Source organism: Uliginosibacterium sp. 31-16 (assembly GCF_030730865.1).
Taxonomy (GTDB): Bacteria; Pseudomonadota; Gammaproteobacteria; order Burkholderiales; family Rhodocyclaceae; genus Uliginosibacterium.
In genome coordinates this window covers 959,216-978,676 of the sequence record NZ_JAVALZ010000001.1, presented here as the reverse complement: position 1 = coordinate 978,676, position 19,461 = coordinate 959,216, and the positions used below count along the sequence as shown (strand labels likewise).

16 protein-coding genes are annotated in these 19,461 nt (G+C 63.4%); 4 read left to right on the top strand and 12 right to left on the bottom strand.

Annotation, left to right across the window (positions count from 1 at the left end; all coding sequences use genetic code 11):
* Window position 1 precedes the first annotated feature (1 nt).
* A complete protein-coding gene (gene phoR / locus Q9Q94_RS04580) occupies window positions 2–1,345 on the top strand; it encodes a phosphate regulon sensor histidine kinase PhoR (protein ID WP_371929827.1) in 1,344 nt (447 codons plus the stop codon).
* On the opposite strand, the gene Q9Q94_RS04575 is transcribed toward phoR, so the two are convergent.
* From Q9Q94_RS04575 to Q9Q94_RS04550, 6 genes are all read right to left on the bottom strand, one after another.
* Window positions 1,302–2,960, bottom strand: a complete 1,659-nt coding sequence (locus Q9Q94_RS04575; RefSeq protein ID WP_305978837.1) for a hypothetical protein — start codon at window positions 2,958–2,960, stop codon at window positions 1,302–1,304. The genes phoR and Q9Q94_RS04575 overlap by 44 nt on opposite strands.
* 511 nt (window positions 2,961–3,471) lie before the next feature.
* Window positions 3,472–4,524 (bottom strand): GTP-binding protein, encoded by a 1,053-nt coding sequence (locus Q9Q94_RS04570; RefSeq protein WP_305978836.1) that lies wholly within the window; start codon window positions 4,522–4,524, stop codon window positions 3,472–3,474.
* Window positions 4,514–5,305 carry a ZIP family metal transporter gene (locus Q9Q94_RS04565; RefSeq protein WP_305978835.1) on the bottom strand — a complete coding sequence of 264 codons (792 nt, stop codon included), beginning with the start codon at window positions 5,303–5,305 and terminating at the stop codon, window positions 4,514–4,516. The genes Q9Q94_RS04570 and Q9Q94_RS04565 overlap by 11 nt, the downstream gene beginning before the upstream one ends.
* Window positions 5,306–5,352: 47 nt before the next feature.
* Window positions 5,353–5,802 carry a Fur family transcriptional regulator gene (locus Q9Q94_RS04560; RefSeq protein ID WP_305978834.1) on the bottom strand — a complete coding sequence of 150 codons (450 nt, stop codon included), beginning with the start codon at window positions 5,800–5,802 and terminating at the stop codon, window positions 5,353–5,355.
* A 543-nt stretch (window positions 5,803–6,345) separates the two neighbouring features.
* Complete coding sequence (locus Q9Q94_RS04555) at window positions 6,346–7,599, bottom strand: hypothetical protein (RefSeq protein WP_305978833.1); 1,254 nt, start codon at window positions 7,597–7,599, stop codon at window positions 6,346–6,348.
* Window positions 7,600–7,980: 381 nt separating this feature from the next.
* On the bottom strand, window positions 7,981–8,979 hold the full coding sequence (locus Q9Q94_RS04550; RefSeq protein WP_305978832.1) for a LacI family DNA-binding transcriptional regulator: 999 nt from the start codon (window positions 8,977–8,979) through the stop codon (window positions 7,981–7,983).
* A gap of 240 nt (window positions 8,980–9,219) precedes the next feature.
* Here Q9Q94_RS04550 and Q9Q94_RS04545 point away from each other — a divergent pair, with 240 nt between their 5' ends.
* From Q9Q94_RS04545 to Q9Q94_RS04535, 3 genes are all read left to right on the top strand, one after another.
* Window positions 9,220–11,031 (top strand): hypothetical protein, encoded by a 1,812-nt coding sequence (locus Q9Q94_RS04545; RefSeq protein WP_305978831.1) that lies wholly within the window; start codon window positions 9,220–9,222, stop codon window positions 11,029–11,031.
* 49 nt (window positions 11,032–11,080) lie between these two features.
* Entirely contained in the window at window positions 11,081–11,668 is a 588-nt protein-coding gene (locus Q9Q94_RS04540; protein ID WP_305978830.1) for an LURP-one-related/scramblase family protein, read from the top strand.
* Between the two features lie 124 nt (window positions 11,669–11,792).
* Window positions 11,793–13,118: a polysaccharide lyase family 1 protein gene (locus Q9Q94_RS04535; RefSeq protein ID WP_305978829.1), complete on the top strand. Its 1,326-nt coding sequence runs from the start codon at window positions 11,793–11,795 to the stop codon at window positions 13,116–13,118.
* 10 nt (window positions 13,119–13,128) lie between these two features.
* On the opposite strand, the gene Q9Q94_RS04530 is transcribed toward Q9Q94_RS04535, so the two are convergent.
* The 6 genes from Q9Q94_RS04530 to Q9Q94_RS04505 form a co-directional block, all read right to left on the bottom strand.
* Window positions 13,129–13,914: an aspartate dehydrogenase domain-containing protein gene (locus tag Q9Q94_RS04530; protein ID WP_305978828.1), complete on the bottom strand. Its 786-nt coding sequence runs from the start codon at window positions 13,912–13,914 to the stop codon at window positions 13,129–13,131.
* Between the two features lie 287 nt (window positions 13,915–14,201).
* Window positions 14,202–15,512: a putative acyl-CoA thioester hydrolase gene (locus tag Q9Q94_RS04525; protein ID WP_305978827.1), complete on the bottom strand. Its 1,311-nt coding sequence runs from the start codon at window positions 15,510–15,512 to the stop codon at window positions 14,202–14,204.
* Between the two features lie 47 nt (window positions 15,513–15,559).
* A complete protein-coding gene (locus Q9Q94_RS04520) occupies window positions 15,560–16,843 on the bottom strand; it encodes a glycerate kinase (RefSeq protein ID WP_305978826.1) in 1,284 nt (427 codons plus the stop codon).
* A gap of 86 nt (window positions 16,844–16,929) precedes the next feature.
* Entirely contained in the window at window positions 16,930–17,820 is an 891-nt protein-coding gene (gene glxR, locus Q9Q94_RS04515) for a 2-hydroxy-3-oxopropionate reductase (protein ID WP_305978825.1), read from the bottom strand.
* 37 nt (window positions 17,821–17,857) lie between these two features.
* Window positions 17,858–18,652 (bottom strand): HpcH/HpaI aldolase/citrate lyase family protein, encoded by a 795-nt coding sequence (locus Q9Q94_RS04510; protein WP_305978824.1) that lies wholly within the window; start codon window positions 18,650–18,652, stop codon window positions 17,858–17,860.
* A gap of 17 nt (window positions 18,653–18,669) precedes the next feature.
* The gene (locus Q9Q94_RS04505; protein ID WP_305978823.1) at window positions 18,670–19,455 is read right to left on the bottom strand and encodes an ABC transporter ATP-binding protein; all 786 of its coding nucleotides are present in this window, start codon (window positions 19,453–19,455) and stop codon (window positions 18,670–18,672) included.
* Between the last annotated feature and the right edge of the window lie 6 nt (window positions 19,456–19,461).

Genomic DNA, 19,461 nt, shown 5'->3' with positions numbered 1-19,461 from the left:
CATTGCGGGAGCAGGACAAATTCTTTCCGGTCGCTACATCTGGCTGGCTTCGCTGGCTACGCTGCTGACCCTGCTGGGGGTGGCCGCACTGTGCTGGGCTGTTTTCGATCTGGATACGGCCGCTGCCGTACTCTGTGTGCTCCTGCTCGGACTGCTGCTGCATCATCTGCGCAACATGGCGCGGATGGCGGCCTGGGCGCGACAGCCACTGGGCACGCCGGTGCCGGGTTCCATCGGGGTGTGGGATTACATTTTCGCCTGCCTCAGCCGCCGGACACGCGATGCGCAGGAGCGGCGCGAACTGCTGGCGCGTAATCTGGCGCGCTTTCGCGAAGCCAATCAGGCCATGCCGGATGGGGTGATCTACCTCTCGCAGCATCACACCATCGAATGGATGAACGCGGCCGCGGCCGGCTATTTTGGCCTGAATGCCGAGACTGATCTTGGCCGGGCGATCACCACCCTGATTCGCGAGCCGGATTTCGTGCGCTACATGCAGGCCGACGACGATGCCGGCCAGATGGAGCCGCTGATCCTGCACAGCCAGCGCCAGGACGGGCTGAGCCTGGCGATCCAGCGGATTCCTTTCGGCGAAAATCTGGAAATGGTGCTGGCCCGCGACATCACCCAGCTGGAGCGGCTGGACATGATGCGTCGCGACTTCGTGGCCAACGTGTCACACGAGCTGAAAACCCCGCTGACGGTGGTGAACGGTTTTGTCGAAACCCTGCTCGATGGGGGTGACGAGTTCAGCCTCGATGACCGCCAGCGCTATCTCAGCCTGGCGCTTGATCAGTCGACGCGCATGCAGCACCTGATCGAGGATCTGCTGACCCTGTCGTCCCTGCAGGCCGGGTCGGAGCCGGCCGAGGAAGACCCGGTGGATGTGCAGGCCCTGCTGGGCAGCGTGCTGCATGAAACCCGGGTGCTGTCCGGCGGGCGTCACCAGATCAGTCTGGACGCGGGCACGCCGGCCAGCCTGCTGGGCAGCCAGAAGGAACTGCACAGCGCCTTCTCGAATCTCGCCAGCAATGCAGTGCGCTATACGCCGGATGGCGGCAGCATTCATCTGCGCTGGGGCGTGAAGGCAGATGGCTCTGCCGAATTTGCAGTGGAAGACAGCGGCATCGGCATCGGTGCCGAGCACATCGGGCGCCTGACCGAGCGTTTCTACCGCGTGGATCGCGGCCGCTCGCGCGAAACCGGCGGCACCGGTCTGGGGCTGGCGATCGTCAAACACATCCTGACGCGCCATCAGGCACAGCTCGACATCCGCAGCGAACCCGGCAAGGGCAGCTGCTTTACCGCCCGGTTTTCACCGAAGCGGGTGCATCCTCGCGCGTAAAGCTGATCCGGTCGAAATTGGCGCCGCGCGTGATCAGGTGCGTCATGCGCGCAATCCACGGCGACTCGCCCTGCACCTCGATCTGACGCCCGGACACATACCAGCTGGCCGGCACGATCAGGCTCGGTGAGGTTTTCAGGGCCGGCACTCCCGGGACCATGAAGCCCAGCCGGAAGCGCTCGCGGGCATTCGGACGTTCCGGCACGATCAGGCGCACCGACACCACCACCGGCGGGCCCGGCATCAACGAGATGCCGGCGCTCAGGTTGCCGTTCTGCTGATACTGCAGCCAGCTGATCTCGGCCAGCAGCATGTGCTCATGCGGGCTGGGACGCACACCGATAAGCTGGCGATGATCGAGGCGGCTCTCGCCCTGCTGGCGCATCAGGCGGAAGCCGGCCACGGATTGATCCAGCACATCCCAGGGTTCCTGCACATAGCCCAGCGCCAGAGCGCGGGCCTCCAGCTGTTCGTCGGTCGGGTCAGACTCCTCGGCACGCTCGCCCAGGGCCAGCATGGCCTCGGTGCGGGTGAAATCGTTGTAGTGGATCTGGTGATCTTCCGGCTGCTCGAACTTCTTGCCGGTCAGGAAATAGGCCACCGCGACCGGATCGCTGCACACCTGCACCTGGCCGTGAATCAGCTTGCGGGAGAACTTGCGTCCCGACGAAGCCAGACCCCACGGGCGGTACAGCGAGACGATCAGGCGCGCGCAGGCCGGCTGCACGCAGTCATCTCCCAGCCCCAGCGAAGCCGCGCTGACGCCGGTTTTGAGCTGACTCACCACCGCCTGGATGTGGGTGGCGAGCTTGCTGGTGTCGAGACTGCGCACCAGTGCTCCGGCCGGCACCGAAACGGCCGGACGCAGGCCGTGGTCGGAATCCTGCTCCAGCAGATAGAGATTGGCACCGCTGCTGCCGGCCCCGTCCTGCAGGCTGCAATACGGCGCGAAACGCTGCGCCCAGCGCACCACCCAGACAAATTCGCGCGGGGTGCGGCTGTAAGGGCTGGCCGCATCCGCCAGCAGCATGGAGACGTAGCACTCCAGCGGGCTCTGCGCGCCCCAGGTTTCATTCAGGGCATCGGGCACGCGCGTGCCCGAAACGCCGGCGCGCTCGGCCGACAGGAACAGCTTGTGCAGATCCAGCCACAGGTTTTCGGGCATTTCGCGGCGAGCGCGGAAATACTCGGTCATGGCCAGCACGTGATAACGCAGGCGGCGCTGCAGCAGCAGGGCGCGATGCTGATCCAGCGCCGGGCTGCCTTCCAGCGCATAGCGCTGGGCGACGAAGCCGTAGTTGGTGGCCATCAGTGACCACAGGCGAACCACCTGGCGCAGGGTGTCGTCTTCCGTGCTGGACGGCGGCAAGGGGCGCGAGGCATAGCGTTTGGCGACCTCGCCGAGCACGTAATCCAGCGTCGGGCGAACCTCTTCCAGCACCTGCAGGTGGCCATGCGGCGGCGGTGAAGCCACTGCCATGCCTTCGAGCAGGGCGGCCAGCAGGCTGCCGGCCTCCTCGAGGTCGGTCACATTGATGCGTTTGAGCAGCGCATGGCACTGGGCCGGCTGGTTGTAATCCACGCTGCTGTTGGCCTTCACGGGCATGAAGTTCATGCGCTGCCACCTGAATGAGTTGATGCGGTGACTGTCATGCCGGCCGGATTTCAGCGGCGGCAGACAGGCTCGTCGTTCAGTATGGTTGACGGTCCTTGAGCGGGGAAATTGAGCGTGAGGCCGCTGCCCGTAAGGGTGCGCGGCCCGTTGCCGGCCACGGGTCGCGGTCCCTGAGTGGCACGTGGCTGTCATGTGCTGCAGAGCGTGACGGAAGTCACGTTTATTGCCCTGATGCGACCCGGTCAGGTTTTGTTTGAAGTCCGTTCGAGCCGAGTGCGCCCGCAGGGCGCCCTTCGACTAGCTCAGGACAGGCCAAGTCGAGGGTGGGGCCCACGCCTCGATACACCGGCCTGCGGCCGGCACTCGGCACGAACGGTTTTCAGGGTACAAAGTTCAAACTTCATCGGGCCGGACCAATAATCGGCTTAGCACCAGAGAGTGCCCCTCGCAGACCCGCATCTGGCGGGTATTTGCGGGCAGGGTGTCTGGAGAGCTGCCTGCAGCAAGCCTTTCAGCAGGGGGTGGCGCTGCAGAAAGCGCTGAAGGCCTTCTCCAGCACGCTGAGAGGGAGATCATTGACGATGAAGATGATGCGGCTGCGCCGATCCTCGTCCGGCCACGCTGGCAGCGTGGTGTCCGGATAGCGTTCGTGCTGCACCGCGTGGATCATCCGTGGCGCCGCTTCGCCCTGCACTGCGACCAGCCCCTTGATGCGCAGGATCCGGTCGCCCACCACCGATTGCAGCGTATCCAGCGCCCGGGCGAAATCGCCCCAGGCGAAGGGCTGCTCGAAATGCAGCACGTGAGTGGCAATCCCGGCGGCATGCAGCGGCACCGGAGCCGGGCCGCCGAACACGCCCTGGCGCGCGGCAAGGCGCTGCTGCTCGCGGATTGCCGCCTCGTTCAGCCAGTGCGTCACGTCCGGCGTCTTGCCCTCCGGTGCGTACAGGCTCATGCCTTCGAGCAGGCCGGGTGGCAATTTGCCCGGCTCGGCCTGCCAGACTTCGGCCGCCGGATTCAGCGTCGCGACGCGCTCTTCCGCCTCGGCAATCATCAGGCTGTCGGCCAGATCACACTTGGTGAGCACGATGCGGTCGGCCATCGCCACCTGCTTGACGGCCTCATTGTGCTGGCCGAGCTGCCAATGCACGTGGCGTACGTCTACGGTGGTGACCACGCCCTCTAGGCGGAACCGCTCGGCGAGAAAGAAATCCTTGAGAAGCGTATGAATCACCGGCGCCGGATCGGCCAGCCCGGTGGTTTCGATCACCACCCGGTCCAGCGCGCCGATCTCGCGGCGGAGCCGCCGCATGAACAGATCGCGCAGGCTGCGCGACAGATCGCCGCGCACCATGCAGCACAGGCAGCCGGACTCCAGCAGCGTGATGTCTTCCGACACCTGCTCGACCAGCAGATGGTCCAGCCCGACCGCGCCGACCTCGTTGATCAGCACCGCCGCCCCTGCCATTTCAGGCGCCCGCAGGATGGAATTCAGCAGTGTCGTCTTGCCGCTGCCCAAAAATCCGGTCAGCAGGACGACCGGAATACGCTTGTCAGTGGCCATGACCGATTGCGCTCAGGGCAATCACCGCGATGCCGGCAACCATCGCGCCGGTCTGCCACATCGAGGTATGCCGATGGCCTTCGCGGCGCAGCAGCGGCAGCAGGTCTGAAATCGCGATGTACAGGAAGCTCGCCGCGGCAATCGTCAGGATGTAGGGCAGCAGACCTTCCAGTGTGCCCAGCGCGAAATAGCCGATCAGACCGCCGGCAATTGCCGTCAGGCTGGACACCCCGTTGAACAGCAGCGCGCGCTTGGTCGACATGCCCGCTGCACGCAGGATTGCGAAGTCGCCGGCTTCCTGCGGAATCTCGTGCGCCACCACCGCGAAGGTCGTGCTCCAGCCCAGTGCCGGGCTCGCCATGAAGGCCGCTGCGATCAGCACGCCATCGACGAAATTGTGAAAGCTGTCGCCCACCAGCACCGACACCACCGTGTGGCTGCCCACCGTGTCGGCATGATGGTGGTGATGGCCGTGGCTCGGGCAATGATGGTCGTGGCCTTCCTCGTCGACGTGGGCATGGCGCCACAGCGCGATGCGCTCCAGGCCGTAGAAAGCCAGCAAGCCGGCGAGCAGGGTGGTGAACAGCGCATGCGCCTCGACGCCCGACTCGAACGCCTCCGGCAACACATCCAGCAGTGCCACCGCCAGCAGCACACCCGTTGCAAAACCCACCAGACGTGGCAGCCAGCGTTGCGGAAAACCGGCAATCAGCAGCATGGCCGCGAGCAGACTGAGGATGCCACCGGCCAGAGTCGCCAGCACGATGTACAAAAGCGTCATGAAAAATCCTTGTTCGAGAAAATCACCGGCCCACGCCGGGACCTGTTTCAGCTTTCGTCGGAGCTCACGTCGGTTTCGCAGCGGGCGCATTGCCCCGTGACGCAGTATTCGACGGCCTTGCCCGAGAAACCTGCCGGCAGCGCCGGCGCCGGCACGGGAATGTCCGCCAGACAGAACATCTTGCCGCAGCACTCGCAGCGGAAATGCGCGTGCTCGGCATGGCTGGCATTCGCCGGTGCGGCCAGACTGAAACGGAATACCCGCTCGCCATCCGTGATGCGATGCCCCAGCCCGCTCTCCACCAGCCAGTCCAGCACGCGATACAGCGTCACGCGGTCAAACCCTGTCGCCAGCGCCTCCTCGATTTCGCGGTGGCTCAGCGCGCTTTCTGCACTTTCCAGCAGGCGCAGCACCGCGATGCGCGCCGGCGTGGCGCGCGCACCCACGGCGTGGATGCGGTCGATCTGGGTGGAGGCTTCAGCGGGCGAGGCAGGCATGGGCCGATTTCAACACATCAGCCTCTTTGTTGCAACCTTGTTGCATGTGTCGTTGCCGCTGTGTCCGGCCTGCGACGGCGCTCAGGAGAGCTGGCAGAACGTGGATACGGCAGAAGCCTCGCCGGTGATTGGCTGCGGATCGATCAGGGGAAGCTGCTGCATTGGCTGGCCGGAGAGCCGCTACCGGCAAGGATCTTCAGCATGCCATCGGCGCGAGCCGCCTGCAGCGAGGGTCTTCAGAATTCCTGTCCGCAAACCAAGGCTGGGAGCGGCTGTGCAGGCAGTGCTGCGGATGGGGTCGGTGGGCGAAAAGGTGGGCGTTCTGGAGAGGTACGTCCAGCATGATTTTCCGGGGAGTCTGTTATCGATCCGGCGTGGATGGTCGGAGAGTTGAGGGGCAGACGTTCAATTCGTAGGGTGCGCATTGCGCACCGTTCAAGAATCCATTGATGGCAGAGCCGATAAATAGCGTCATGCGAGCACCAGCATGGGTCCAGCGTGCGCGGTGCTCACCCGCATGGCGCGGGCTACACGCACTTCATGTCACGGATGCTTGCGACTCGCTGTTGGGGGCGTCTCCATCTCACGAACACGTTCGTCCAACTCTGCCAGCCAGTCGGAGCGGGTTAGGTCTGGCCTCGCCGCGGCTACGTTAACTGCGGCTTCCACTATCGACCTGGCAGTCTCCCGGGCGCGATTCAATCCCTCACTAGATAGCTTGTTGCCGTCGAAGGTCAGTAGGCCATCAGGGAGGCGCTGTCCATGCAGATACTTGTTCCGAATGTCACTCAGCTCCTGTACGGCCTGCACTTCGTCCGACTCCGGGCAAAGTACTTGTGCGCGTTGCTGCCAAGTCGGCACCCCCCTCTTGATTGGCCCGCGATCAAGGACAGCTTCCATTGAAATCATGTGGGACAGGAAAGAGTCGAATCCGTCGTCGAGAAGTCCCTTTGTGAAGAAGTGGCGTAGTGGACCAGTGACGATCTCTGATCGACAGGCCTGTTCAAACGAATACCATTTATCCCGATTAAATAACGTGGCCATGAATTCATCTGCATCCTCTGAAAGGTTGATGCGCTCTGGAGCGTCGTGGTCATCTGGCCCCTTGGGCACCCAGGTCATCATTTCATGACCGGGAAATCTAGCTGGGTACTCGAAGGGGCATTCGCTTACGGTGTAGCACCAAGGGATGACAAAAGGAATCCAGCCAAATATATGCATATTAGTTGGCCATTGTGGGAGGAGGAGGAAGAAAAGCACCTTCTCCGCAATCTCTGGCAAGCGATTCATATGAATCCGTGCCGAGCCTATCTCGCGTAGATCGAAGTCTGCAGGCGTGGGAAAAGATTGCGTCGGGGTTCGTTCAACAGTCTCTGTAACGATTAGCCATGGGAACTGAGCAAGTCTCTTGATTGATTCGTTGATCTGGGCCGGGGAAGTGTAAGTACACCAGCTGATTGTTTCCGCTGCCAGTAGATCCGATAGCTCTTCGTGGGTGAGCTCACGAATCTGCGCAGGACCAAATTCAAGGTCGACACGGAAGTCGAGCAGATCTAGTGGAATGAGGTGTGAGCGCTTGTACGAAGTGCCCTCGAAATAGTCCATGATCGCTTTGATTGCGTTCTCGCAGTTACCTGGAGGAGCGCCGGGACTCAAGCTCCGATCAGGCATACCGAGTTTTCGCATTGCTCGAATGAACTCGAACCAATCACTCCCACAGAGCGAAGTGGGAGTGAGATGGGTCATTAACTCCTTGAAGAGTGGATGGCGCTGAGTCAGCGCCGGTTCGTTCCACATACTCCTGATGAGTACCGATACCTGTGCGAGGTCAGGTGGTGGCATACTTGGTCCTGAGTTGGTTGCTTACCGCGTACGGCGCAATAAAAAGTAGGTCGCACTGAGCGAAGCGAACTGCGCCGCATGTCAAACCTCAAACAACAAGCCCGCTCACCTTCGTAGCGCCGGGCAACAACCCAGACAATCCTTCCCTTGCGGCGAGCATTCTTTCGGCGCAGTTCGCTTCGCTCAGAGCGCCCTACGCATGCAATCCGGCGGATCATCCCCGGCAGGAAGCAGGATTGGTTCGCGAGTCATTGACCGTCCGTTTGTGGCCGATTGTACGCATCCTGCATGTGTGCCGGCAGGGGCGGCCAACTCACAGCCACCGGCAAATCCGCCTCACCCTACGCGCGCCGTCGAGGCGCGCGGTACCAGCCTCGGCTCCAGCAGGATGTCGCTGGCGTCCTGTGCATCGCCGCGCACGGCGTCGAGCAGCAAGCGCATGGCGGCTTCGCCCTGTTCCTCGCTGCGCATGTTCACGGTGGTCAGCGCCGGGTGCATGTAGGCGGCCACGGGGACGTCGTCGAAGCCGGCGATGGCGACATCCTCCGGCACCCGGATGCCGAGCGACTGGGCTTCGTGCATCAGGCCGATGGCGATCAGATCGTTGTAGCAGACCACCGCGTCGGGGCGCTGGCTGGCGAGCAGCAGGGCCGAGGCTTCGCGCTGGCCGCCCTCCATGGTGGGCATTTCAACTGCATGGGCCTGTGCGCTGAGGCCGGATTCGGCGAGCGCTTCGGTGAGGCCGGCGAGGCGCTCACCATCCCAGCGTGCTGCGGGGAAGCCGAGGTAGGTGATGCGGCGGCGCCCGGTCTCGACCAGATGACGGCCGAGCATGTAGGCGGCGCGGTGGCCGTCGGTGCGTACGCAGCGGATGCCGGGCGCATCGCGGCGGCCGAAGAAGACCACCGGCTTGCCCAGCTCGCTGAGCCAGAGCAGCGATTCATCGGGTAGCCGGGAGCTGACGATGAGGCCGTCGACGCGTCCTGACAGGGCTTCGAGCAGGTGGCGTTCGTGCGCGGCGCGCTCCTGCACGTCGACGACGAGCAGGTTGTAGTCGTGCTCCAGCGCGACGCGGTTGGCACCCTTGATGATGTTGGCGAAGTGCGGGTTGCGCACGTCCTGCACGGCCAGGCCAAAGGTGCGGGTCTGCCCGGTGACCATGCTGCGCGCCTGCTGGTTGAGGCGGTAGCCGAGGCTGCTGATGGCGGCGGCAAGGCGCTGTTCGACTTCCGGCGTGAAGTGCTGCAGGCCGTTGATGAACTTCGACACGGTGGCGGTGGATACCCCGGCGGCGGCGGCGACATCGCGGATGGTGGGCGGACGTTTGGCAGACATGGCACGAGCCGGGTGTTGCCACGCGGCAGGGAAGGTAACAACGTTACCTTAGCCCGCCTGCCGGGCGCCCGTCAAATCCGCCGCGGCCTTTGCCTTGGCACGAAAAACCCATTCCTTCCTTGACGCCAGCGGGGCGAGCGCATAAGCTTGCACAAAGTTAATCGTTTAACTCGGCAGGCCATTCAGCGTCCCGGTGCACTTTGCATGGGTGCCATGCCGTCTTGCCGAAGGAGTCCGCGCATGTCTCAAAACCAGCCAGCCATGTCGGTGGCACCCGTGGCCGCTTCGTCCAGCCTGGAGCAGATCGTTGCGCAGGCCCTGCTGCCGCAGCTGGATCATTTCTGCACCCGCCTGCTGGCCGAGCGCAAGGCGTTGGTGCTGGATGGCATTCCGGTTTTCAATGGCCGCGACAAGTTCCTGCCCGGCAAGATCGCCACCGGCCTGAGCTACCTGCTGCTGAACACGCCAGCCAGCGATCCGCGCTTCCCGGCCTACCTTGCCGGCTTTGGCCAGATTGCCGAGCTGACGCTGGATGAGGCCAATGACAGCTGGGGTATCTATTATTACGTCTCGGCGCTGAACCGCCTGCGCGAGGCCGGCCTGCTGGTGCGGGCGGTGGCGCCGGCGACGCTGGCGCGCCTGCAGCACAAGCTGGACTGGCGCAGTTTCGTTGACGCGCAGGACTACAGCCTGATCAATCTGCCGACCAATTACTACGGCGTGGCCTTCAGCATCGCCCGCCTGCGTCACCTGCTGGGCTGGGAATCGGCGCAGGGCGGCGAGATCCTGTTGCAGAAGATGGTGCAGCACTACCAGACCTACTCGGGTGAGTTTGGCTTCTCCGACGAAACCGACGGGGAAGGGCGTTTTGACCGCTATAGCATTCTGCTGATCGGCGAGATCTGTCAGCGTTTCATCGAAACCGGGCTGGAAGTCACGCCCCAGCTCAAGGCCTGGCTGCGCGGTTCGGTGGAGGTGATCCTGCTGCGCCTGAACCCGGCAGGCGACGGCTTTGACTTCGGCCGTTCGATCGGGGCCTACGGTGACACCGCGTTTCTGGAAGTGCTGGCCGCCGCCGCACTGCTCGACGTGCTGATGCCGCAGGAACGCGAGCTGGCCTATGCCTTTGCCGTGCGCGCGACCGAAAAGTACGCGCACTTCTGGTTCGATGCCGCAACGCATTCAGTGAACCTGTGGGACCAGGGCCGCCGCACCGATGCCTATCGTGGCAAGCACCGCATCCTGGGCGAGAACCTCAGCCTGCTGCATCAGCTGATCTACACCAGCCGGCAGTGGAGCGCGCTGGGCCGTGCCGGCAAGCCGCCGATGGCCGATGCCGACTTCATCGTCGGTCTGCAGCAGTTGCCGCGTTTCACCACCACCTGGTTTGCGCAGGGCGAGTACGACCGGGCGCTGATCACCTTCCGCGACGGGCTGCGCGTGATCAGCCTGCCGGTCATCAATGGCGGCAGCAGCCTGCATGCCGCCAATCCGTATTTCTCCATTCCGTTCTCCAGCGGGCTGGTGCAGGGCGCAGCAGACGCGCGCTGGCCGCAGCTGTTGCCGCGCTTCACCCTGCAGGACGGCAGCGAGCTGATCCCGGCAGCCTTTCAGCGCCAGCTCCGGTGCGTACAGCGCGGCACGGCGCTGGAGGTGAGCTGGCAGCAGCAGGCGCTGGACCGGCTGGGTGCCGACGCGCCGGTACAGGATGCCCGCCTGGCGGTGGAGACCTGCTACACGCTGGATTCCGGCGTGATCACCCGGACGGATCGCTATACCCCGCGCGAACCACTCGACGGCGTGAGCATTTCTCTCGAATTCGCCAGCTTCAGCACGCGGGCCACGCAGCAGGGCCATACCGTGAGTTTTGCCGATGGCGCGGCGGCGCAGTTCAGCGTCAGCGGCCTGCCGGAGTGCCGTGTGGACGATGTGAGCAGGGACTCGCTGTATCGCGCTCCGATGGGCCAGATGCATACCTGCGTGCGCTGCGAGGCGCATGTCATGACGCTGGATCGACCCTTCACGCTCAGCTGGACGCTGCGTTACCGCTAAGGTACAGGCATAATCCGCGCTTTGTTTCCTAACCGCAGGATGACTTGCCATGCACCCGATTCTTGAGCGCAACACCTTTTTCGTCAAAGAGCATGTCGGCATGTTCAAGGCCGCCAACAATTTCGACATCCTTGATCCCGACAGCAACCAGACCATTCTGCTGTGCCGCGAGCCGAATCTGGGTTTCTTCACCAAGCTGCTGCGGTTCACCGATTACAAGCGCTATACCCCGTTCCACATCGAGATCACTGATCCGTCCGGCAAGCCGGTGGTGCAGATCAAGCGCGGCGTCTCGATCTTCCGTTCGACGGTGGAAGTGCTCGACGAAAAAGGCCAGACCATCGGCTCCTTCCGCCAGAAGCTGCTCTCCATCGGCGGCAAGTTCGAAGTGCTGGATGCCAACGGCAACAGCCTGTGCTGGCTCAAGGGCTCGTGGACCAGCTGGGATTTCCGTTTCGAGAAGAACGGTACGCAGATCGCCCAGGTCACCAAGAAGTGGGCCGGCATCGGCAAGGAACTGTTCACCTCGGCCGACAACTACATGCTGATCATCGACCCGGTCGTGCCGGCACAAGATCCGGTGCGCCAGCTGATCCTCGCCGCCGTGATGTGCATCGACATGGTGCTCAAGGAGTAATCCTGCGCAGACCCTGCCGGAGAGCGGCCATGCGCCTTGCTCTCCGGGCAGCATGCCGCAAGAACCAATACAGGGGCGGCTCTTCAGCAGCCCCTTCATCCATTCTTCTGCGTTCCTTTCCGCCATGCCGATCAAACGTTTGTGCAGCGCCCTGCTGGCTACCGGTTTCATCTCTGCCGCCCATGCCCTGCCGGCCTTTCCGGGGGCAGAAGGTTTCGGCGCCGACGCCACGGGCGGACGAGGCGGCAAGGTGGTGTTCGTCACCAACCTGAATGATTCCGGCTCGGGCAGCCTGCGTTCGGCAGTCAGCGGCTGGGGAGCGCGCACTGTCGTGTTCCGCGTCGGCGGCGAAATCAGGCTGGACTCGCCGCTGAGCATTTCCGGCAGCAACATCACGATTGCCGGGCAGACGGCGCCCGGTGGCGGCATCACCCTGCGCGGAGCGGGGCTGGAAATTTCCGGCAGCAATCTGGTCATCCGCTTCATCCGCGTTCGCCACGGCAATGAAAACCTGCGCGGCGAGGATGCCATCTGGATCAAGGATGGTGCCTCGAAGATCGTGCTCGATCATGTGTCGGCAAGCTGGTCGATCGACGAAACCCTGTCGCCTGCCGGCCACATTGCAGACATCACCATCCAGTGGTGCCTGATCAGCGAGAGCCTCAACAATGCCGGCCACAAGAAAGGCGCGCATGGCTACGGCAGTCTGCTGCGTGCCGCCGGCGGCATCAGCCTGCACCACAATCTGTGGGCTCATCACAAGGGACGCAGCCCGCGCTTTGGCGACAATTACGGCAAGATTTTCAGCCCGACGCCGACTTTTGATTTCCGCAACAACGTGATCTACGACTGGGGCAGCTACGCGACCGGCACCGTGGATGGCGACATCCGCGTGAATTACGTGGCCAATTACCTCAAGCCGGGTCCCAGCACCAGCAAGATCCAGCCGGTGACCTTCACCCGCTTCGTGAACGAGAAAACCCGCTTTTTCGCCAGCGACAACGTGCTCGACGGCCATCCGGACGTGAGCGAAACACAGGGCTTTTTCGGGCCGGAAACCGGCAATCCGCCGCCGCTCTTCACCCTCAGCAAGGAAGCGTTTGCCGCGCCTGCGCTGAGCACCCAGCCCGCTGCCGAGGCCTACGCCCTGGTGCTCGCCCATGCCGGAGCCAGTGTGCCGATGCGCGATGCGGTGGACGTGCGCGTGATCGAACAGGTGCGACAGGGCACGGGCCGGCTGATCGACAATCAGGATGAAGTTGGTGGCTGGCCGGTGCTGCCGGCCGGCACGGCCCCTGTCGATACCGATGAAGATGGCATGCCAGACGACTGGGAGCTGGCACATGGGCTGAACCCGCAAGATGCCAGGGATGGCGGCACGCCCAGCGCCAGCGGCTACTCCCATCTGGAACTGTATCTGAACGAGCTGGCCGCCCGCGGCCAGCCCTGAACGCCCGCGCTCAGAAAACGATCGGCGCGACCAGATTGCGCAGCAGCGCCACCACGCTCCAGCCGGCAATCGCGCTGGTGCGCGAATAAATGTCGACCACCGCGTGCACTTCTTCGCCACGTACCTCGATGCGGTGATCGTCGCCCTTGAAGCCGGGTACGCTGTTGATACTGACCCGGGTGGCGTCGGCGCCTGCCGTGGCGAGAGCGGTCGAGACCGCTACATTAACCTTGGTTGGAAACAGAGCAATTGCATCCCTGGCGCTGCCGGCAAAAACTTCACTGCGCTCGCTTGCGGCGAGCAGGTCTTCACTGAATATCGGTGTTCCCTTGAGCGATGCCGGTCCTTTCTCGGTGGTGATGCTGGCCTCGATTGCGCTCATCAATGCCGCGGTGCGCAGCACGTCAAAACCGCCGATTGCTCCCGATGCCAGATGCACGCGCCGGCCCGATTCACGCGCCAGACTTTCGGTGCGCGTCAGGAATGCCGCGTCGGCGAACGCCCCGATCGACAGCACCACCAGGTTTGCACCGGCCTTCAGTACCGGTTCGGCGATCTCTTTCAGGACGGCTGGTGAAGCAGCTTCGACCACGTAATCCGGTTTCAGGGCGAGCAGCTCATCAAGCGTGGTGCAGGCCTGACAGCCGTTCTTGCCGGCCAGTGCGCTGGTCGATCCGGCGCTGCGGCTCAGACAGCCGACCAGTTCGTACTCCGCCAGCAAACCCGAGCGCCACGCGTCGGCCACGATATTGCCGAGAAAGCCGCAACCGACGATGGCCAGTCTGAGTTTCTGCATGGGAAGATCCTTGTCAGCAAAAGAGTCCCTGCATGATCAACGAATGTCCGTGTGCATGAAATGGGCAATCACCCTGACGATGACGTGCCCCCCTCGTCCCTTAAGGCAGGATCAGGATCGCCCGGAAATCATTCACATTGGTCAGCGTTGGCCCGGATACCTCGGCATCGCCGAGCCTGGCTCGACGCAGACAAAGTGGTGAGAGATCGTGAAGGACATGCAGGGCTCCAGAAAGCAGGAAACAGCAGGATTGCATGCTTACTCAGGTACGCATGAGAGGCTGGCTTTCATCGTGCAGGTCCGGCCCCCGGACCGTAGTTGTTGAATTCCCACAGACGGTTGAAGGCGGGATCGTCGAACTTGCGCTCCGGCGCGATGTTGCCGCGATGTGGACGGCCAGTGGTGGCGGCCTTGTCCCACGGGGCGGCGAGATCGAAGCTTGCGTCGATGTAGCTGTCACGGATCACCAGCTGGCCGTTTGGCGAGCTGCCAGGCAGGTAGCCGGTGGCGCCAGCGCCCTGATCCCAGGAGCGGCCGAGCTTGGAGAATTTCAGTTCCTGATGGCCCTTGTCGCCGGTGATACGGCTGTTCATGACCAGGAAGCCCAGTGAGGAGGCCGGTACGCTGTCCGGCGCAAAGACGATCGCCGGTACGCTGCGACGCGTGGATACGGCGCGAAACTCGCAGTTGTCGAACACCGCGTTGGCTCGGCCGAACACGAAGTCGACATCGCCCTCGATGTACGAGTCCCGAATGTAGGCGCGGGCGATCTTGTCGAGCGGGTAGGTGCCGACCTTGTTGGTGGGTGTTGGGGCTTCGCCGACGTTGACCAGGAAGGTATCCTGGCGCCCGATCAGGCGCACATTCTCGAACTGGGCACGGTCGCCGTCGCTGCGCAGAGCAACCGCTTGATGGCCTTCGCGTTTGGCATCGATAACCGATTCGAGCAGGGTGTTGGTCACGGTCAGGTTCTTCAGCTGAAAGCCGTCGGCCTGTGCCCACATCACGGCAGCGCAAGGCGTATCCATGGGTTTGTCGGCTGTTTGCCCGGCGCACACCTTGTACATGTTCCAGGCCGGATCGCCTGCCTTGAACTGGCCGGCTGGATTCACCGCAGCGATGTAGGCCGACGGCGGCGTGCGCGCGTCCAGCGTGAGCTCGATATTCACATCTTCGGGCCTGCCGCTGCCGTAGAGGGTCAGCGGGCCGGCATCAATCGGCACGTACACCGCGCCAGTATAGGTGCCGGGTTCAATCCGGATGTACTGGCGGCTGCGTTTGCCGCTGGTGATCGCCGCATTGACTGCCTGCTGTACCGTGGCGTACGCGCCGCCTGTGCCAACGGTGTAATCGGCCTTTACGGCCGCAATCCCGATGGGCTGCGGTTGCCAGAGGTCCTGTTCGGGGGCTGACAGCTTTCCCTTGTGTGCGAAATAGCGCTCCTGGGTGAAATGTCCGGCCTCTCCGGTGCTGAGAACAGGACGGCTGGCTGTGCCGGGAGAGGCTTGCGGCGATAACGGCTGCGATGCAACGAGGCTGCAGCCGCTCAGGGACAGACCCAGCAGAAACATCGCGACAGGCACAGCAGTTTTTTTCATGCTCAGCTCCAGATGAGAGAAAACAGGATGGAAGGCCGGGGTGCGTATCAGGAGCCCTTGGCTGCCTCGATCAGGATCGCCCGGAAATCATTCACGTTGGTCAGTGTCGGCCCGGTTACCACGGCATCGCCAAGGGCGCCGAAGAAGCTGTGGGCATCGTTGTTGTCGAGCGCTTCGCGTGGGTGCAGACCGAGCGCCCAGGCGCGTGCCAGCGAATCGGGGGTGAGCACGGCGCCGGCAATCTCCTCCTGACCGTCCACGCCATCGGTATCGCCGGACAGTGCCCATACTCCGGGCAGGTGATCGAGGGCGATGCCCAGTGCGAGCAGAAATTCGACATTGCGTCCGCCGCGTCCGTTGCCGCGCACGGTGACGGTGGTCTCGCCGCCCGAGAGCAGCACGCAGGGCGCACGGAAGGGCTCGCCATGCAGGCTGACACTGCGCACGATGCCGGCGATGGTTTTGCCAGTCTCGCGCGCTTCGCCTTCCAGACTGTCGCCAATAATCAGCGGAAGGATGCCGGCACTGCGCGCCACCTCGGCGGCGGCCTGCAATGCCATGCGCGGTGTGGTGATCAGGTGGGTGCTGCAGGTGGCCAGTCGTGGATCGTCCGGCTTGACCGATTCGCCACGTCCACTCTCCAGCACTTCGCGAACGGCGGGCGGCAATTCGATGCCATATCGGCGCACGATGGCCAGCGCATCGCTGCAGGTGCTGGCGTCGCCAACGGTGGGGCCGGAAGCAATGTCACAGGGATCGTCGCCGGGCACGTCGGAAATCAGCAGGGTGACAACCCGTGCCGGGTGACAGGCAGCGGCCAGACGCCCGCCCTTGATCGCCGAAAGATGGCGGCGTACGCAGTTCATTTCGCGGATGGATGCGCCGGATTTGAGCAGGGCACGGTTGAGCGCCTGCTTGTCTGCCAGAGTGATACCCGGCAAAGGCAGTGGCAGCAAGGCCGAACCGCCACCGGAAATCAGACACAGCACGGTGTCATCTGCGCTGAGTCCTTCGACCCGTTTCAGGATGCGTTGTGCGGCGTCCAGCCCGGCGGCATCCGGTACCGGATGTGCCGCCTCGACGATCTCGATCTGTTCGCAGGGCACGGCATGGCCGTAGCGGGTGACCACCAGCCCGCTCAGCGCGCCGGACCAGTGGGTTTCGACCACGCGTGCCATCTCGGCCGAAGCCTTGCCGGCGCCGATCACGATCAGCCGTCCGCGCGGCTTTGGCGGCAGGAATGGTGGCAGGCAAGCCGAAGGCTGGGCCACGGCGATGGCGGCCTTGAACATGTTTTCCAGCAGGGTGCGCTGATCCATGTGCGTCCTCATGCAGATGCGCCCCCGATGATGCGATGTGCGTCGATCGGGGGACTTCGCAGGCACGGCTTCAGCTGCCCCTGCGAAGCAGTCAGGTTTCAGGGCTTCTGGCCGATTTCGAAATTGGCCATCAGTTCCAGCGCGCGCACCATGCCCGAGTGATCCCAGGCACTGCCGCCATGGGCAGCACAGGAATTGAACAGTTCCTGACAGGTGGCGGTGTTCGGCAAGGCGAGCCCCAGCTTGCGTGCTACGCCCAGTGCCAGATTCAGATCCTTCTGATGCAGTTCGATGCGGAAGCCCGGATCGAAGGTGCGTTTGACCATGCGTTCGCCATGCACTTCGAGGATGCGCGAGGAAGCGAAGCCGCCCATCAGCGCCTGACGCACGCGGGCCGGATCGGCACCGGCTTTCGAGGCAAACAGCAAGGCTTCGCCGACGGCTTCGATGGTCATTGCCACGATCATCTGGTTGGCGACCTTGGCGGTCTGGCCGTCGCCGTTGCCACCGACCAGGGTGATGTTCTTGCCCATCAATTCGAACAGAGGTTTGACCTTGTTGAAGATGGCTTCATCGCCGCCGACCATGATCGACAGGGTGGCAGCCTGGGCGCCGACCTGACCGCCGGAAACCGGTGCATCCAGATAATCGCAACCCAGGCTGCGTACGCGTGCCGCAAATTCCTTGGTCTCGATCGGTGAGATGGAACTCATGTCCACCACGATCTTGCCGGCGGTCAGGCCTTCGGCAATTCCGTTTGCATCGAAAAGTGCTGAGGCCACGTGCGGAGTATCCGGCACCATGATGAAGATGATATCGGCGTTCTGCGCAACTTCCTTGCCGTTGGCGCAGGCCTTGCCGCCTTGCTCGATGAGTGTGGCGGGGACGCTCGGCAGGCTGTACAGCGAGACTTCATGGCCGGCCTTGATGAGGTGGCCTGCCATCGGGGTGCCCATGATGCCGAGCCCGACAAAACCGATTTTCTGCATGATCTGGATCCTTTGAAAGTTGGGAGGAGAGATGTATTCAGGCGGCGCTTGCATGCGCTGTCTTGAGCGGCTGGAAACGCGCGGCAAGCTGTTCCGAGGCGCGTGCCAGCAAGGCGATATCAGCCCCGACCGCGGTGAAGCTGCAACCCCACTCGATGTACTGACGGGCCTGGGCTTCGTCACCGGTGAGGATGCCGGCCGGCTTGCCGGCAGCACGGATGCGTGCAACCGCATTCTTGATCGCGGCCTGTACCACGGGATGACCGGGATTGCCGATGTGGCCCAGTGCGGCGGACAGATCACCGGGGCCGATGAAGATGCCGTCAATGCCTTTCACTGCCGCAATGGCCTCGATCTGGCTCAGGGCTTCGCCGGTTTCCACCTGCACGATCACGCACAGCTCCTCGCTGGCGCGCTGGTGGTAATCCTTGATGCGGCCGAAGCGCGAGGCGCGTGAGAGACCGGTGAAGCCACGCATGCCGCCTTCTGCCGGATAGCGCGTGGCGGCCACCGCATCGGCCGCCTCCTGCGCGTTCTGCACCTGCGGAATCAGCAAAGTCTGTGCGCCGATGTCGAGGACTCGCTTGATCAGCACCTTGTCATTCCACGCGACGCGCACCACCGGGCTGCTGCCGCCTTCGACCAGTGCCTGCAGTTGCTGATGCAGCAGGAAGGTTTCGTTGGGTGAGTGCTCGGCATCGAGCACGATCCAGTCGAAACCGGCACCACCGATGACTTCGGTGCTGACGTGATTCGACAGGTGCGACCACAGGCCGATCTGCAATTGCCCGCTGGCGAGGCCGTGTTTGAAGCGGTTGAGGATCATGTCCATGATTTCATTTCCTTGGTTCAGGCGGCTTCGGGCGCCACGCTGTCGGCCATGTGGCGGTCGTAGTGGCGACTCGCTTCAACCAGCATGCGGGTGTAGGGGTGTTCGGGGACGCAGCCGACCAGATTGGCGCTTTCGATCAGATCGACGATGCGACCGTGCTGCATGACCGCTACGCGGTCACACAGGTGCGCGACCACGCCCAGATCGTGGGTGACCAGCAGGTAGGTCAGGCCTTCGCGCTGGCGCAGATCCGCCAGCAGGTTGAGGATCTCGGCCTGCACCGATACATCCAGTGCCGAAGTCGGCTCGTCGAGCAGCAGGATGCGCGGCTCCAGAATCAGCGCCCGGGCAATCGCCACGCGCTGGCGCTGGCCGCCGGAAAGCTGGTGCGGGTAGCGGTAGCGGAAGCTGGTCGGCAGACCGACCTTGGTGAGGATCGCATCGATGCGCCGGCTGGCGTCGCCAATGCCATGGATGGCCAGCGGCTCGGTGAGTGCCGTCTCCACGGTGTGACGCGGGTGCAGTGAGCCGTAAGGGTCCTGGAACACCATCTGCACCTTGCGACAGCGTGCCTTTTCCAGCTTGCGGCCGAGGTTCTCGCCGTCGATGGCCAGGCGTCCGCTCCAGTGGTTGTACTGGCCGGCCAGGCAGCGCAATACGGTGGTCTTGCCCGAACCGGACTCACCGACCAGACCGAAGGCCTCGCCTTCGCTGACGGCAATGCACACGTCGTGCAGTACCTGATTGGCGTCATCCCCTTCGCCGAAGCTCAGGTTGAGTTTGTCGACTTCAATCATTGCCATTCTGTT